This window comes from Paenibacillus lentus, from assembly GCF_003931855.1.
Lineage (GTDB): Bacteria > Bacillota > Bacilli > Paenibacillales > Paenibacillaceae > Fontibacillus > Fontibacillus lentus.
This window is the reverse complement of the sequence record NZ_CP034248.1, coordinates 3,759,123-3,775,519: the sequence shown is the minus strand read 5'-3', so window position 1 is coordinate 3,775,519 and position 16,397 is coordinate 3,759,123. Positions and strand designations below refer to the sequence as shown.

At 45.2% G+C, this 16,397-nt stretch carries 17 protein-coding genes and 1 riboswitch; of the genes, 10 read left to right on the top strand and 7 right to left on the bottom strand.

Features of this window, described 5'->3' with window-relative positions; translation table 11 throughout:
- Nucleotides 1–124: 124 nt before the first annotated feature.
- Complete coding sequence (gene namA, locus EIM92_RS16970; protein ID WP_125083653.1) at nt 125–1,138, bottom strand: NADPH dehydrogenase NamA; 1,014 nt, start codon at nt 1,136–1,138, stop codon at nt 125–127.
- Between the two features lie 157 nt (nt 1,139–1,295).
- Nucleotides 1,296–1,399, top strand: a riboswitch (guanidine-I (ykkC/yxkD leader).
- Between the two features lie 68 nt (nt 1,400–1,467).
- Here namA and EIM92_RS16965 point away from each other — a divergent pair.
- Nucleotides 1,468–1,818 (top strand): DMT family transporter, encoded by a 351-nt coding sequence (locus EIM92_RS16965; RefSeq protein ID WP_281279632.1) that lies wholly within the window; start codon nt 1,468–1,470, stop codon nt 1,816–1,818.
- 1 nt (nt 1,819) lies between these two features.
- Nucleotides 1,820–2,134: a DMT family transporter gene (locus EIM92_RS16960; protein WP_125083652.1), complete on the top strand. Its 315-nt coding sequence runs from the start codon at nt 1,820–1,822 to the stop codon at nt 2,132–2,134.
- 94 nt (nt 2,135–2,228) lie between these two features.
- Here EIM92_RS16960 and EIM92_RS16955 read toward each other — a convergent pair whose 3' ends face one another.
- Together EIM92_RS16955 and EIM92_RS16950 are read right to left on the bottom strand one after the other, a co-directional pair.
- Nucleotides 2,229–2,420, bottom strand: coding sequence for a hypothetical protein (locus EIM92_RS16955; protein ID WP_125083651.1), 192 nt, complete (start codon nt 2,418–2,420; stop codon nt 2,229–2,231).
- Nucleotides 2,417–3,571 carry a DUF4062 domain-containing protein gene (locus tag EIM92_RS16950; protein WP_164515137.1) on the bottom strand — a complete coding sequence of 385 codons (1,155 nt, stop codon included), beginning with the start codon at nt 3,569–3,571 and terminating at the stop codon, nt 2,417–2,419. The genes EIM92_RS16955 and EIM92_RS16950 overlap by 4 nt, the downstream gene beginning before the upstream one ends.
- 192 nt (nt 3,572–3,763) lie before the next feature.
- Here EIM92_RS16950 and EIM92_RS16945 point away from each other — a divergent pair, with 192 nt between their 5' ends.
- Nucleotides 3,764–4,360, top strand: coding sequence for a nitroreductase family protein (locus EIM92_RS16945; protein WP_125083649.1), 597 nt, complete (start codon nt 3,764–3,766; stop codon nt 4,358–4,360).
- Nucleotides 4,361–4,419: 59 nt separating this feature from the next.
- Here the strand turns inward: EIM92_RS16945 and EIM92_RS16940 are convergent, their stop codons facing one another.
- Complete coding sequence (locus EIM92_RS16940; RefSeq protein WP_125085250.1) at nt 4,420–6,234, bottom strand: ABC transporter substrate-binding protein; 1,815 nt, start codon at nt 6,232–6,234, stop codon at nt 4,420–4,422.
- A 555-nt stretch (nt 6,235–6,789) separates the two neighbouring features.
- On the opposite strand from EIM92_RS16940, the gene EIM92_RS16935 reads away from it, so the two are divergent.
- From EIM92_RS16935 to EIM92_RS24295, 6 genes are all read left to right on the top strand, one after another.
- Nucleotides 6,790–7,464: a hypothetical protein gene (locus tag EIM92_RS16935; RefSeq protein ID WP_164515136.1), complete on the top strand. Its 675-nt coding sequence runs from the start codon at nt 6,790–6,792 to the stop codon at nt 7,462–7,464.
- An 88-nt stretch (nt 7,465–7,552) separates the two neighbouring features.
- The gene (locus tag EIM92_RS16930) at nt 7,553–8,125 is read left to right on the top strand and encodes a peroxiredoxin family protein (RefSeq protein ID WP_125083647.1); all 573 of its coding nucleotides are present in this window, start codon (nt 7,553–7,555) and stop codon (nt 8,123–8,125) included.
- Between the two features lie 40 nt (nt 8,126–8,165).
- The gene (locus EIM92_RS16925) at nt 8,166–8,636 is read left to right on the top strand and encodes a pyridoxamine 5'-phosphate oxidase family protein (RefSeq protein ID WP_425464162.1); all 471 of its coding nucleotides are present in this window, start codon (nt 8,166–8,168) and stop codon (nt 8,634–8,636) included.
- 223 nt (nt 8,637–8,859) lie between these two features.
- On the top strand, nt 8,860–9,906 hold the full coding sequence (locus EIM92_RS16920) for a hypothetical protein (protein ID WP_125083646.1): 1,047 nt from the start codon (nt 8,860–8,862) through the stop codon (nt 9,904–9,906).
- A gap of 122 nt (nt 9,907–10,028) precedes the next feature.
- A complete protein-coding gene (locus EIM92_RS16915) occupies nt 10,029–11,642 on the top strand; it encodes an Ig-like domain-containing protein (protein WP_125083645.1) in 1,614 nt (537 codons plus the stop codon).
- 40 nt (nt 11,643–11,682) lie between these two features.
- On the top strand, nt 11,683–12,039 hold the full coding sequence (locus EIM92_RS24295) for a TetR/AcrR family transcriptional regulator (protein ID WP_246021029.1): 357 nt from the start codon (nt 11,683–11,685) through the stop codon (nt 12,037–12,039).
- A 75-nt stretch (nt 12,040–12,114) separates the two neighbouring features.
- Here EIM92_RS24295 and EIM92_RS23755 read toward each other — a convergent pair whose 3' ends face one another.
- Nucleotides 12,115–12,282, bottom strand: coding sequence for a hypothetical protein (locus EIM92_RS23755; RefSeq protein ID WP_164515134.1), 168 nt, complete (start codon nt 12,280–12,282; stop codon nt 12,115–12,117).
- Between the two features lie 78 nt (nt 12,283–12,360).
- Nucleotides 12,361–13,281: a LysR family transcriptional regulator gene (locus tag EIM92_RS16900; protein ID WP_125083643.1), complete on the bottom strand. Its 921-nt coding sequence runs from the start codon at nt 13,279–13,281 to the stop codon at nt 12,361–12,363.
- A 210-nt stretch (nt 13,282–13,491) separates the two neighbouring features.
- Here EIM92_RS16900 and aroC point away from each other — a divergent pair, with 210 nt between their 5' ends.
- Complete coding sequence (gene aroC / locus EIM92_RS16895; protein ID WP_125083642.1) at nt 13,492–14,547, top strand: chorismate synthase; 1,056 nt, start codon at nt 13,492–13,494, stop codon at nt 14,545–14,547.
- Nucleotides 14,548–14,864: 317 nt separating this feature from the next.
- Here aroC and EIM92_RS16885 read toward each other — a convergent pair whose 3' ends face one another.
- The gene (locus EIM92_RS16885; RefSeq protein ID WP_125083640.1) at nt 14,865–16,226 is read right to left on the bottom strand and encodes a stalk domain-containing protein; all 1,362 of its coding nucleotides are present in this window, start codon (nt 16,224–16,226) and stop codon (nt 14,865–14,867) included.
- Between the last annotated feature and the right edge of the window lie 171 nt (nt 16,227–16,397).

Here is a 16,397-nt window from a genome sequence, read left to right as displayed (position 1 = left end):
AAATGCTTAACATTATGCTTACGTGCTAAATTTTTGTAATGATATAGCCTAGCTCACCTTATAACATAATAATCGGAGAACAAGGTGACAGTCATGCGAGATTTGTCTATAAACACAACAACGACTAGGCGCGATGATACGGCTTAGGACGTTCAATCGTAACCCCGAGCTCCTTAGCTGCGCTTAATGGCCAATATGGATTGCGCAGCAACTCGCGACCGACGAAGATGAGGTCAGCTCGCCCATTGCCGAGGATTTCCTCAGCCTGAAGGCCACTGGAAATAAGGCCAACCGCCCCGGTGGCAATGTTGGCGCGATTGCGAATCTGATCGGAAAGATTGACCTGGTATCCGGGATATACATCGATGGATGCGGGAACAATTCCGCCCGAGCTGCAATCGATCAAATCAATGCCCTGCTCCTTCATATAGCCTGCGAATTGAATGAATTGCTCCAACGAATTGCCGTCCTCATGATACTCGTCAGCGGAAATACGGACAAAGAGCGGCCCACTCCATTCTAACTTCACCGCTTCAATGATTTCGCGCAACAGGCGATAACGGTTGTCCGCATTGCCGCCGTATTCGTCGGTACGCTTATTTGAGAGCGGGGAAAGAAATTCGCTAATCAAATAGCCGTGAGCGCCATGGATTTCAATGATGTCGAATCCGGCTTCCCTTGCGCGCCGAGCCCCGTCCCGGAAAGAAGTGATAATGCGGGTGATGTCCTCTTTTGAAGCTTCCTTGGGTGTCTTCATTCCTTCAAAAGGAATAGCCGAAGGCGCGATAATCGTCTCTTCCAGCTCGGCCTTTCTGCCGGCATGTGCAAGCTGAATCGCCGCTTTAGCCCCATGATGATGGATAAGCCGAACCACTTCCTGCAATCCCTCGATATGCTCGTCACTCCAAATGCCGAGATCTTCATAGGAGATCCGACCTTCGGGCGTGACAGCCGTTGCCTCCAGCATGACTAATCCAACCTGCCCGGCAGCCCGGCTAGGATAGTGAACCCGATGCCAATCGGTCACCTTACCGTCGCGGTCATAGGAGGAATACATGCACATCGGCGACATGACAATCCGGTTCTTTAAAGTTACATTTTTAATGGAGTAAGGTGAAAACAGTCTTGTATGGTTCATCGGTCAATCTCCTTTATCTATAGTGATTAATGATTTAGGTGAACATGGAAAAATACTTCTTGGGACTATGTTAGACTATAGAGGATGCGAAGACAAGTATGCATGAACGGCGCTGAAGGAGTTGACCCACCGATTTTTTTCCTGTATTATTTAGGTCACAATTGTTCTCTAGGGTTCCGCGGCGAAGTACACGCCGGCCTGGTCCAAGAGAGGACACGCAGGAAATATCTTGCGACACGGAGGGACAAAAGCCCGGGAGGATATCATCAACAGATATCTTTCCGGGCTTTTGCCTGTTTGAAGGATGGAGAGAAGGAGAGGCGGGTTCCATGGATACAAAGATGAATCGTTATTGGGGACTGGTATTGATAGCCGGGCTGTTTGAGATAGGGTGGGTGATTGGCCTCAAGCATTCGTACAACGCCTTGACCTGGATGGCTACCGGTGTAGCTATTTTTGTCAGCATGTATTTGCTTGTTCTATCTACGCGTAAGCTGCCGACTGGTACGGCTTATGCTGTATTTACGGGAATTGGCACTTCGGGCACGGTAATTTTGGAAATGCTCGTATTTGGAGAGCCGTTCAAGCTGGCTAAGCTGCTGCTAATCATTCTCTTAGTTTGCGGCGTAGCAGGGTTAAAACTGGTAACCACAGAGCAGGACGCGCAGGGAGGGAATTAAAATGGCTTGGTTTATTCTCATATTGGCGGGTATAGGCGAAGTGATTGGGGTAGCGGGAATTAGCCGAATCAACAAGCGGAGAGATTGGCAGGCTTTTCTATTGTTGTTTGGTGGATTCATTATTAGTTTTCTTCTATTGTCTGTAGCGATGAAAACATTGGCTATGGGAACGGCCTACGCCGTCTGGACAGGAATCGGCACCGTCGGCAGCGCATTGATGGGAATGCTGTTCTACGGTGAATCCAAGGACTGGAAACGGATACTGTTTATCGCTATGGTGCTAAGTGCAGCGGTTGGACTCAAGTTGATATCCTAGGCAAGTATGTGTCATCAAAACGAATAGCAAAAAAAGCGATCTTATCTCCGCTTAAGGAGATAAGGTCGCTTTATTTATGCTATCTATAAATAGCTCATACCCGCTTCGTTGCTTCGTTGAACCGTTCTTTGATCCGTTTATTATTGCGCTTCATCGCGATGCGCTGCTCTTGCAATATTTGTGACGAGCTTTTCTTGGAAGGAGCGAACAGCAATGCTTCCTTGGGCTGTGTGCCTATAGCTTCGGTTACTTTCCCATTCTTTGAGACGAATACTCCGCTACTCATGACTGCATCCCTCCTAGAATCAGCTTGATGAATTCGATCATTAACGGATTTTTACTAATTATAGCATGGTTTGCGGCTTCTTTATAGTGGATGAATTTCTTATAATCCCAAGTTGGATCAGCAGGAAAATGGAGAGTCAATACAAATTTTCCCGAACGAATGCAATAGTAAAACATATTTTTAGCGGCTTTAAAAAAGACCTGCTCTCCGTTGTCTCCCATATGATACGTGAGTACATTATAAGAGCTTTGATCCGTTAGCATATAACAGGAAGCTCCGGTCGCTTCGCCTACTTTGGCTATGAGCTGCAAGCATTCTTCCTCCCGCCCAAACAAGGTGGCTGCACAGCAGTCCTCATAGAAACCAACGGTTTCTGCGACATAGGTTCCGTAGCTGTGCTCGATCTTGCCCCCATCCATCCGTGTTTGAATCGCTTCAAGCAAGTCATCCGCTTTCTGTAATCCGTTTATTTGCAGGTGCGGGATAAGATGATATAACAAATCAACGGCTTCATCAAACTGTTCGACCCTGGAACTATTTTGTTCAATGGATTGCTCTAGGGGAAGAAGCAGTGCTCCCCGGCGCAGCAAGTCGCTAAGGTAAGCTTTCCAATCGATGGGCACCCCCAGTGATAAATCATCGATGTATATTTTGCGCAGAGAGATATCGTATAAGAAATACCATACATATGGATCGACATTTGGGGGGATAGTATGGTTATCTTGTAAAGCATCTATAATATGTAAAGGAGAGGGGAATTGTTCATGATTATGGATATGCTGGTCGATGAGTTGGTCGATGAATGGTTTAGCCTTGGCAAAGAAAGATGATTTGATTTCAGTGTCAGCGAATACGAGAATAAGTTTTCCCTGGTCATGCGCCTTAATAAACTCCATATGCGTAATTGTAATTCCTGATGAATCGTTGTAAGTACCTGCCTTGCTACCTAGAAATAATAAATAGATATCGCTTTCCACAACCGCTTCCAAACATTTTGTAATGGGATCTGTATGAGCTGGCCAAGGACCTAAATTTTCTTCCCACATCAATGGTTCATGCCCAAGGGAAGAAAGCTCGCGAAAAGCCATTCTGCGAAGCGGTTTTAATCCATCCTCATTTACGGAGCTGATGAACACTTTCGTTCTCGGCACGCCAGCAAACATCCTTTCTTGGGTTTTATTCCCATTATAAATGAGTTTATTAGGAATGAATAGCTTCTAAATAGGAGAAAATAGTTAAGTAATTATGCCTATTGCATTTCATTTTTTTATCATGTAGTATGTAAAATGGAGTTACTAATTAAAAGTAAGTAAATTATTAAATGTTAAGGAGATTAGAAACCTATGAGTCAATTTCTAGAGGCGATCAAAGCTAGACGCAGCGTGTACGCTATTAGTAAAGAAGCAGTTATTTCCGATCAACGCGTGGAGGAAATTGTGGCTGAAGCCGTGTTGCACACGCCATCGTCCTTTAACTCGCAAAGTGCCCGTGTAGTTGTTCTTTTCAACGAACAGCATGACAAGCTTTGGGATATGACGAAAGAAACGTTGAGAGCAGTTGTTCCAGCAGAAAGCTTTGGGCCGACGGAAGAGAAAATGGCTGCATTCCGCAGTGGCCGTGGAACTGTGTTATTCTTCGAAGATCAAGAAGTCATTCAAGGGCTTCAAGAGCAATTCGCTCTTTATAAAGATAATTTCCCAGTATGGTCGGAGCAATCCTCAGGGATGCTGCAATTGGTCGTCTGGACGGCGCTTGATAACGAAGGGGTTGGGGCTTCGCTGCAGCACTACAATCCGCTCATCGATGAGAAGGTTAAGGCTGAGTGGAATATTCCTGCCTCCTGGAAGCTAATCGGGCAAATGCCGTTCGGCAAACCGGTTGCTGAACCAGGGGAGAAGCAATTCAATCCGATCGAAGAACGCGTGAAAGTATTTAAATAATATCTAGAATCGTAAAAAGGGAAGGCATTTTCGGGATGCTTTCCCTTTTTTGCGTGTTGTTAGCTGCAATCGCAAATCGGTGAGGTTAGCCAGATGTCTTTGAAATCCATCCAGCCCAGTCGGTTAATACCGAGTCCCCGGATGGAGGGATGGACATAGGTACTGACTTTGCGGTGTACGAGAAACAAGAATTGGGCTTCGTCATGTAGCCGAAACTCGATTTGTTGAAAAAGGGCGCTGCGCTCCTCCATTGACGGCGTTGCCAAAATATCTTTGATGATTTCGTAAATCCATTTTCGTAAATTGTGCTCCATATGCTGATATATATGACACTGTCTTTGAAGATAAGTCTCCAATTGGCATACTTCGTCGTCCGCAAAGGAAAGACAAGTCAACATACAGTCGGCCTCAGGGCCGATATCCTCACTCGCACAGATGTTATTCGTTACACAGTTGATTTCTATACTTATCCCAATTGAGTCGCATTGTTCAGCGAACCATTCCGCATCCTCGTACAAATGATCGGGTGTAACTAGAATTAACGGCGTCCCATCATAACCGGACTCACGGAGCAACTGGAGGGCAGCGTCCCGATCATAGCGAAATGTACCGCTTGCGAAGCTAGGATCGCGGGGGAAGCTACGGGCGGGGAACTCTTGTTGTTCATCGTGAATTAATTTTGTCCGATCGATGATGAGATTGACGGCTTGGCGGAAGGATAGAGACTGCTGTGGTCCGGTTTTGTTGCGATTCCAGGTAATCAGGCTGCAGTTTTTCCATAAGCCTTCGACGCGATTCCAGTCGTTTTCCGGTTTGGTTGGAAAGCGTGCTTCGTTGTCTATAAGCTTTTCCCATTTTAGCCTGGAGGAGCCGGGAATATCTTCTGGTAAAATCACGATCTCCACTGCGTCCAAATAGGCTCTCCCTAGAAAATATTCCGTATTAACGGAAAGATTGATTTGATTTGCGCTCCAATGCGTAAGACGAAAAGCTCCCGTCCCGATCGGCAATTTCCAGAACATCTCCTCATTTTGGCTGACTAAATCTGCGGGCAATATAGCTGCAGTCGCTGAGCAGAGCATGCGCGGTAGCAGCCAGTTGGGCTGCTTTAGGTGTATTTTTACGGTATAGGGGTTTATGGCTTCAATTCGATCCATCGTCATAAGCAACCAGTTATGGAGGGAGCGCTCTCGCAGCCGGTTAAACGTAAATACGACATCCTCTGCAGTCAGCTCACGTTTATGATGGAAGCGAACTCCTTTGCGGAGATGGAATACCCATTCGGTTGCGTCTTGATTACTATCCCAATGGTGGGCAATCATCGGTACAACCATGGAATTCTGATCGGAGTCATATTGGACGAGCCGATCAAATATTTGTCGGGTCAAATGAGCGTCGAACCCATATATTAGATTGGCGGGATCTAAAGTTAACGGGGGACGGTATACCGGTAGTCGGAATAGATCAATGCAATTTGTACTGGAGATCGGTTCCTCACTGCAGCCAAATTTTCCGTTAAGCCATTTGATGAATTGCTCCAGTATCTCTTGATCTTGTTCATTTTGATTTAAAATCTCAAACGCGGTTTGATATTCTCCTTTGTCAACAAGACGCTTTGCATATTCGAGCAGAAATTCGTCTCGTCGCACGCGAAATTCGATCTGCGATCGGATACCGCGCCCGCGTCCAGGATGCCATCGAATAAGCTCCTCGTCCTCGAGCTTGCGAACGATCAGCTTAACGTTTCTTTCGGTGCAATGAAACAGCTTGGTCAGTTCCTGGAGGGTTACCTCTTGAACAAATGTGAGTTCAGTTGGATTATCCCTTGTTCCGTATTCATTAAGTAAAGTCAAATATCGTTCTCTGGTTAGCACCTGATGCTTCACCTCACAGTGGATAATTGGCATTTTCGATCAAAAGGGGAATTACTTGTTCATTAGTGTACTCTTTTTCTTCCTGCTTTTAAAGCAGATAATGGGATTACATTATTTTGGAGTGCAGTAGATAGAGAGGTGGGAGAGAATTGTACACAGAAGAGTTATATCGGCTGGAGAGGGACATAAAGCTGTTTCATCATCCTCCTCGTTATTTTAGAGTCAATGAAGAGGGTAGGATTCTTGGAATGAGAAGGCAGAATATCAAGAGAACGGTAGCGCTTCGTCTTTTGCGATCGCTCTCCAGCCTGGTGAAATTTTAAGGCGACGACGGATTTTCCGTTGTCGCCTTATTGCCTGATTTAAATGATCACGAGAAAGGCACCCAGCGAATTATGTCGCGACTTGACATACGAGAGAAAAAGACATATCATTTCAATAATACCCCTGGGGGTATTGAGAGTGGCTTAAATACTGCATATTCAAAGAACACTAATAATTAATAATGATATATATACTGTTATCGTTTTTATACATCTAAATGAAATTAAAGGTGTGGTGGGAGACATTATCGGTACGATTGCACTGGGTTCGCTGGTGTTAAGGGCGGATCTGCTTATTTTTCTGTTGTCGGCGGCTTTCGGATACATCGTGTTAAAGATTAAGTTTAGGCATCGTGAGGCGGGAGGCTGGATTAAAGAAGGTTATGTGAACGCTCTTGGGATCGGATTCTTCTTATGGAAATTCAGTATGCTGTTCTTTAGTCCGCTAGAAACCTTGTCCAATCCGCTGTCCCTGCTATATTTTACAGGGGGGCAGCGGGGGGTATGGCTGGGTGTGCTCGGGGCAATTACTTATCTGGCATACAGGGGGTATAAAAATCGGCCATTGCTCGTCCCGTTTGTCAAAGCAGCACTCCTGGCATACGGCGCCGTACAGGGGTTCAGATTCACGATGTTCTTCTTGTGGGAAGGGGCAGTGGGGTGGGAGAATTTGCTTTGTGCGGTTTTGGCGGCCGGATTAGGAATCATGGCTTGGCTGAAATATGAATCCCCGCTTAGATCTTTTTTGCCGCTAGCTTTATGGTATAGCATCGGTTCTGCCGTCATTCCCTTCTTGGACGAGTATCGCCATGCTGTGCTAATCGGTTTTTCTTTAGAGCAGCTCTTTTTTCTTTTAGTGGCGATTTCTTTGCTTTTCCTAGATTCTTTTATAGGGAATAAGCGTTAAATCTTTTATGTATCTAAGGTGGACAAGAAGGGGTAGAGTTAATAACGGAATATAGCGGCTTGGAACTATATTAGGAGGCAGAAAATAGATGAAGAAAAATTGGATAGCTATCCTTGTTCTTCTAGGACTAATTGGTTGGGGAGCATATGATTACTTCGATAAAGCAGATGCAAAGAAGCAAAGTGCAGAGGATACTGCCGAAGAGGAGGCCTCCATTCCAATCGGTTTAAAGGTGGGCAACAGGGCACCGGATTTTACCTTGCAAAATCTCGTGGGGGAAGAGGTTCAGCTGGCAGATTTTCGTGGGAAGACGGTGCTGCTCAATTTTTGGGCGAGCTGGTGTCCGCCATGCCGGATAGAAATGCCTCATATGGAGAAGTTCTATGCGGAATACGCAGACAAGGATGCGGTCGTGCTGGCTGTCAATATGACGCATCTTGAGGATGGTCAGGAGAATGTGGTGGATTTTCTGGAAAGCTTTGGGTCAACATTTCCGCATGCTCTTGATGTAACGGGACGTGTTACTGATCAGTATCAGGTGGTTGCTTATCCAACGACCTATGTGCTTAATGCGAAAGGTGTTATTACACAAAGATTTCAGGGGGCAATCGATTATAATATGATGAAAGAAGCTTATTCGAGGGCAGCCAATAATAGATGACGGACAAGAATTCAGAAAATTGAAAGAGCAATGGAGGGAAATGATGAATAACACTGTATCCGAACTATCTCCTCATTTATATACGTTGTTTAATGGGCGAAATTTAGGGGAGAAGCAGCACGAAGCCTTTATGCTGTTAACCGTTACGGAGCAAAGCTTGCCGCACACGGCTATGATCAGTGTAGGAGAAGTTATCGCATTAACTCCGACATCACTCAGGCTCGGTTTATGGGAAAACACGACGACAACAAATAACATTATCCGTACCGGACAAGCAACTATAGTAGTTTTTTACAATGAGGCCGCATGCTATATTCAATTGGAACTTGCCAAGTTGCCTGATCTTTCAGACGCTAAGCATCCACGTACTAGATTTTCCGCTAAAGTAGTTGCTTGCCGAGAGGATAAGGCCCAATATGCCGATATTATCTCCGGTGTACAAATTCGACTGAAAGAACCTGCCGAGGTACTTGAACGGTGGGAGGAAACGCTTCTAGAGCTGTGTCGCTGATTGATCAAGTGTGCAATTGACGACTATTATTCATATAAGAGAACACCACTTCAATGCGAAGTGGTGTTCTCTTATATGCTTTCTGTTATATTTTTTGTTTAAAAAGTAAAATATAGGGAAACTTCCATTCAGATTCAACGTCTAACTGTATAAGTTAGAACGGGGGGTGATTGGGTTCAGGTTAGTCCAATTCCAATAGATTGAATATGATGGGAGGAAAGCTATGACATTACAAATTTGGAGGAAGCAGGCTTATTATGCCTTATGGATGACGGTGATTTTTGTAACAAGTTTAACTGGACAAGCGGTTGCTGCTTCGACGTTGCCGGGGCCTGGGGTCTCTTGGGAAAGGCAGTTCAGTAACGGAATTAAAATCTTTGAGGTTTTTGAGACAGACCAAGGTTATACCCTGATTGGAACGAAGAACAAGTATCAAACTTATCTAGCAAGAACAGATCTCGATGGGAATATTGAATGGGAGAAGCTGCTGCAATTAAAAACAAGCAATAATAGTCAAGTGATCATAACATCTGCGGATTATACGGAAGATGGAGGTTATCTTCTAGGGGGGACAGTTCCCGGCCATGATTCTTTCTACTATATTGCAAGAACGGATGAAGCCGGGGGGGTGATTTGGGAGAAAGAAGAATTCGTTCGGGATTATGTCGAATTTAATGAGATTCGAGAGACTGAGGATGGCGGAGCTGTGTATTCCTATAATAATGGTGAATCTCTCGGATATATTGTAAAGCTGAACGCCGTCGGCAAACGGGAATGGATGAACGAGCAATGGATGACGAGGTATGATCCACATGTCTCAATTGAAACTATTCGGCAAACTGAGGACGGAGGATATCTTGCAGGAGTCTTTCGGAGCGGATCGTATTTAATCTGGCAGTTGAATGCCATGGGACAAGAGGTGAGGCATAATTTCTATGGGGATGGAATAGGGTGGTTTGTTCCTCTATCAAACGGGGGGTATGCCATCATTAATTATAGTCGTCTGTCCAAGCAAGCTAATTTATCGGTACATTACCCAAGCGGTCATGGGAACTGGAGTAAGGATTTGGGGATAAACGGAACCGCACGTTCAATCGAGCTCACGGCAGAGGGAAGTTACCTCATTGGGTTATCCAATGCGGTGATCCAATGTGATGAGCAAGGCAATATTCAATGGCTTAGGCCAGTAAGTCTATTAAACAAAGCTTTGCCAACGAAAGATGGGGGAGTCATTTATATTACTTCTTATGAGAACATAGTTAAGCTATAAAGATAGCCATCAGCAAATTTGAGACCATAGCCATTGTTGACGTGTAGTGATCATATGCTTTTAGTCATAACCACCTGTTTCATCATAGCCGAGGTGGTTATCCTAATTCGGGAGGAGAGTCTATGAAAACCGCATCCGCTCATCGAACTCGAACAATCTTGATCATTTGGCTTATTGCAGTTCTAACCATTATTTCTCCGCCGATATTAACAGCGTCTTCTAAGTCTATCGAAGCTCCTATTGTAGAATGGGAGCAGAAATACGATACTTTTATGAAGGTTCATCATGTTCAAGGCAGCGGAAGCGGCGGGTATCATTTGGCTGGAGTTACCACTAGAGATGTCATTCATATATCTAAAGCCGATCCGGCAGGTTATTTAGAGCAGACTCATCTATTTTATCTCACAGCAGATAATGGGAAACGAGTGACCATCAAGTCGGCAAGTCCGACTCGAGATGGTGGTTTTCTACTTATCGGGGAGTTTCCGGAGCTGTTCTATTTTGATTTCGTTCCTTTTGTGGCCAAGGTTAATGCGGCAGGAGAGCTTGAGTGGAGCAGGGAATTTACGAGAGACATAGGATATGCGGATTTATATGAACTCAAGGAAGACGTTGATGGCAGCTATATTTATACGATTGTCAACACCGAGGAACCGATGTCTATTGCTGTCGGCAAGCTGAATCCGGACGGCAGTACGATTTGGGAAGAGACCTTGAAATATGGAACATTCTCTGAATTGTGGAGCATGGATAAGTTATCTATTGAACGCACGCCTGAGAATGAATACTTTGTGGCAGCCAGTAAGCGTGAGAAATTAGAGCTTTGGAGAATCAGTGAATCAGGTGAAATTCTGTGGAATAAATTTTTGAATAACCTTAAGCCTTCCGTAGTTGCTCAGACTCAGGGCGGTCACTACATGATCGTCTCCTCCGATTATCACACGGATACGATTCTAACTTATATAGACACCGCTGGGGAGACGCTCTGGACACGTAATCTGGGCATGCACGGCAAGGTAATTTCAGCTGAACAAACCCGTGATGGGGGCTATTTGATAGGTACGCTTAAGGGAGTGCTTAAGGTGAATTCGGAAGGAGCAATACAATGGATTAAGACGGACTGGGATCGCATTAGCCGTGTTATTCTATTGGAGGATAATGGCGTTATATTGCTTGCGGATTATGGGAGAATGATCAAACTCTCTGCTCCTAGCGTATCTGATCAAGTCCAATCCATTATGTTTGATTCGGACAGCTATAATCTTAGTGTCGGTCAGAGATTGGATACTGTAGTGACGGCGGTCTATGGTCAAAGCGATCTGCGAAATGTGAGCGGACAAGTAATGTATGCCTCTTCCGATCCCTCCGTAGTGTCCATCGATGCAGCGGGGAACATCACTGGTTTGCAGCTTGGAGAGGTGACGATAACAGCCGAGCTATCCGGGTTAACGGCAAGTTCAATCGTATACGTTAATGGTAGTTCGCCTCAAGCTTCGCTTCTATTGGATTCCAACGAGTATCGCCTTTCTGTCGGTCAGACGTTAGAAGTTGCAGTGATCTACAATAGCGGAGAACAGAGTACGGTCGTTACCACTGACAGTGTCCTAATCTCAGCCAACTCATCGATTGTTACGGTAGATTCAGATGGGAATATGATCGGGGTGAACAAGGGACGAACAACGTTAACGGCTTCCTACAATGGTCTTGAAGTCACTGTGGCCGTTGACGTGTATTAATGGAAACAGCCAACCGCTTTGTTATGTTGATAAGAGGCGGTTGGCAATTTTTACGTCGATGGAAGATATTCGGACACTGTCCGGGGTAAGTAAAGGGAGCATTTATTATCACTATAAGAGTAAGGAGCAGCTTTTGAGTTCAGTTGTTGGAAAGCTCGATGCTGGAATGGGAGGAAGAATGGCGGAATATCACCGGGAGCCTTTGATGACCGCGGGCATCTTAATCGGCTCAGCATCAGCGGGTTTTTTGATGGATTCCATCACACTGTTTGGTGCACACGGGGTATCGGCGATGGTCATCATGATTTGCGCTTTACTCTCGGCTCAATTAAAAACCGAGAATACTTTGGGATTTGCCATTGGGAAGAATGCTGGCAAGGTGGCCGGCGAGCAATAAGCCAAAAAAACACCCAAGGAAGCAGAGAAGCAATAGGATTATGCCTATCTATTTCCTTGGGTGCCGATGTGCTGCTTAATTATGATCGGTTTTGTCCTCTTCGACAAATGCAACGGGTTTAGCAACCCATTCTTCGGCTTGTGGTTCTATGTCCACGCCGCTTTCAATTTTTTTCTTCTCCGCTAATGAATCGTCTTTCTCGTTAAGTTTGTTGCGGATTTGATCTTCGGATTGTTGCCCCATTATAGAAGCCTCCTTTAGTAAGCAAAATTGATCCTGTCCTTATTTATAGTTACCCTTTGCGGTGCATTACAAACATGGTTAAATGGAAGATTTCAAGGAATCGATCAATACTTCCATAAACTGCTGGGCGCTAATTGACAACGACATGTCCCGGCGGGTTGCAACGGAGATGGAGCGCAATGGGATCGATTCGATAATCTGCAGTTCAAACAATGTGCCATCCTGCAATTCCTGTTCGGCGAAGGCGCGGGCGACGAAGGCGGCACCGTATCCCCGTTTGGCGAACTCGATCAGTAAGTCGAGGCTGCCGAGTTCGATGTCGACCTGAGCCTCAATGCCAAGAGAAAGGAGCCACTTCTCGACAAAATCCCGCGTACTACTATCTTTGGAAAATAAGAGCAAAGGAATATTGTTCAGTTCATTTGCAGAAATCTTTTTCTTGGAAAAATGACGATAAGCTGACCCTACGACAAAAATCTGCTGTTGCGAAATAAGATGGTTCGAAGCAAGCCTCTCGTCGTTCAGTGGGAGATGGACGAGGCCGATGTCGATTTGTCCTTCAATAAGCTGATGCTGGATATCGCTGCTTTTAGCCTGGGACAGACGAATTCTGACATCGGGATAACGGACGTGAAAGTGATCGAGCGCCGGTAGGAGCAAATGCTTGAACATTGGGCCGCTAGCCCCGACACGAAGCTCCCCGCTCGATAATTTTTTGAGATTCGCGATTTTCTGTTCTCCGGCTTGGAGTAAGGCGAAGGATTGTTCAACATACTCAAGCAATGCGCTGCCTTCCGGCGTCAATTGTACCCCTTTGGAAAGGCGATCGAACAATTTGACCTCAAGACGTGATTCCAGCTGCTTAATCGCATAGCTTACGGATGGCTGGGTGATATGCAATTGTTGGGCGGCCTTAGTCAAATTGCCAAGGCGTGCGGTGTGTAGAAAAATACGATACAATTCAACATTAACCTGATTCATTGGATAAATTGGAGCCATTGATTCACCTGCTATTCCTATGTTATCAATTGTCATCGAAAGTTGGATATCTTTAACCAATCAATTGGCATAAATACTATCTATACCACTATGCATAATTTTAAATTTCATTTATATCACTGAGCAAATTATAATAAGGGATATAAGAAGCTGTCAACTTTGCGGAAGAGGAGAAGCTGGCAGAAGGGATAGTATGAGGAGGAGAACGATATGGCAGGTAATACATTTGGAGAAGTGTTCAAAATTACAACGTTCGGAGAATCACATGGCCAGGCTGTCGGCGTTATTGTCGATGGTGTAACTCCGGGAGTGGAGCTTACTGAAGCTTATATACAGAAACAAATGGATCGTCGCAAACCAGGACAATCATCCGTCACTACACCGCGTAAGGAGTATGACGTAATTAGCATCAAATCGGGAATGTTTGAAGGCAAAACTACCGGTACGCCGCTCTTTATTATGCTGGAGAATAAAGATATGCGTCCAGAGGCATACAGCGATATTCAAAATGCCTTTCGTCCGGGACATGCCGATTACACCTATTTGCAAAAATACGGGATTCGTGATCACCGCGGCAGCGGTAGAGCTTCTGGCCGAGAGACGGCGGGAAGAGTGGCGGCAGGTGCTGTCGCCCGCAAGTTGCTGGAGCACCGCGGCGTTCAAGTGGTGGCTTATACGAAGGAGCTTGGCGGAATTCGCTGTGAAACATACAACGAAGAGGTCATTGAGCAGAATGCAGTCCGAGCCTGCGACCCGGATGCCGCAGTGCGGATGATTGAGCGGGTAGAGCAGCTCGCAGCCGCGGGAGACAGCTGCGGCGGCATTGTAGAGTGCCGAATTCGCGGTGTAAAGGCGGGACTTGGAGAGCCTGTATTCGATAAGCTTGATGCGGAGCTTGCCAAGGCAATGCTATCAATCGGAGCTGTCAAAGGGATCGAATTTGGCGCAGGCTTTGCCGCAGCGGGCATGCTGGGAAGCGAGCATAACGATGAAATGAACGCTTCGGGATTTGTGAGCAACAATGCGGGCGGTATTTTAGGTGGAATTAGCACGGGAAATGAAATTGTGTTCCGCATAGTTGTTAAACCGACCTCCTCAATTTCAGTACCTCAGCAAACGATGAATATTCATGGTGAGGAGCAGCAAATCATAACGGAAGGCAGACATGATCCATCTATCTGCCCACGGATTATTCCGGTGGTTGAAGCGATGGCTTGCCTCGTGCTTGAGGATCATTACAAGCGACAAGCGGCGATGCTCGGATAATTAGGTAGCTGCTCCAGAAAATATTTAGCATGGGGAGGCAGAGGGTCTCCCGAGCGCACGCAGCAGGAAATAACGTTGCTGCCTTGAATTCCATCGGCTTCAAGCCGTACTAGTGCTCCATTCTCTACGTAGAAACGAGCCTCCATAGCTGAAGTGAGTGTATTCCTAAACCGGCAAGCGCAGCGCCTCTTGGGGGCCATTTACCCGAACCGCAGGTAGCGGTTCGGGTAAATCTGCTGTTCGGCAGAGCGACAGTAGCGCTTCTAACGTATAGCTGCCGGGCTTACAGCATTCCTGGGCTGTCTAAATTTATAAAATTATTTCACTTCATTCAACTTGTGAACATACTTTTTACCCTCGCTATAAAATGGACTGCGGTTTTCAAATTTTAATTCCCCATCTTCCGTCTCACCTAAGAAGGCGAGATCATCACCAAAATAGGGGACATCGTTCATTTCGGCAAATTCTTGCTCTTCACTGCTCAAAAACTGTTGATAGAGCAAAGTCATCGAATTGTCCTTTAGGTTGATGAGCGTTAAATGTCCAGATAAGTTGGGACGGATAAGCAAGTACGAAGAGCTTACGGCCTGAACGGAATGGATCTCGTCTTTACCGCTCAACTTAGGTAGATCGTATTCCTTAATGATTTGACCCTCGGTATTGATGATTGTGAGCAGCTTCCCGTCGGTTAGGATGGGATTGCCTTCATGGTCTATGAGCGTATTTTGCTCATAACGCTTAAAGTAATTGGCTTTGCTTTGTTTAAGAATTTGATTGTTTTTCACAAAGGCGGTATATACGGTGGTATGGATACTTGGTTCGCCATAAACATCTTCTATCTTAAGGATAAAGCTTTGCTGCTCACCCGGCAGATTGTAGGCACTGATATTTAAAAATCCTTGGATATTGGCTTCTAATTGTCCAAGCTTAACTGGCTCAGCATCATAGGGATAGGCGAAAAATACATCACCTGTTGCTTTGTTTAGCCAAATGCTCATATTTACACCGATTCCCTTGGCAAAAGTAGGTGTCTTGGATAAGGACACAGTTCTGTTAGCAGGCTGCCAATCAACGCTAGCACCAATAGCTTCCGAGAAGAAACGAATCGGGACGAATGTGCGTCCATCACGAACGATGGCAGGGGAGTCAAGCTGAACTGCTTTTCCGTTTACGGTTGCGTCTAGAGCGTTTAGTTTAGTGACCACAACTTGATTAGGATACGTCATTGTTACGGTCTTATTTTCAGCGTTCCAGACCACTACGCTCCCCAATAGCTCACCTAAATCGCGCAAAGGCAGGTAGAGCGAATTTTTGTATATTATAGGTGTGGAAGAAAATGAATACTCCTGATCGTTAAAGAGCAGCTTAATATTAGATTGTTGTTTGGCTGCGGCCGCAGTTGATGAAGAATCAGTGTACAGGAGAGAGGTCATCGTTATTATTGCTGCCAGCCCGATGACTGCGATTTTGATGGAGGCACGATTGATCATTGTAAATCTGTTCATGTTGATCTCCTTTTGGTTTGTATTTAAAAATATGATGTGATTAATTGGACGAGAAATTTGAAAAAAGGTTGCATTAGGAGCAGCATTTTGAGTGAAATTTTTATCGATAAAAAATACTCCGTCACCCGGATGAGGAGGGTCTGAAGACTGAGAGTAATCATGGATAAAATGCATATTCTAGTCCTATACAGGGTTGTTATCCTCTGGTTAGCCCATTTCAGGTAGCCAGAGTTTTTTATATTGCTGATGATTGAAATTGATCGTTTGCGCTCAATCAGGATTGATTTATTAAAAAAAATACTATGTAAACGCTTTACATTTCTAAAACGATCATATATAATCATA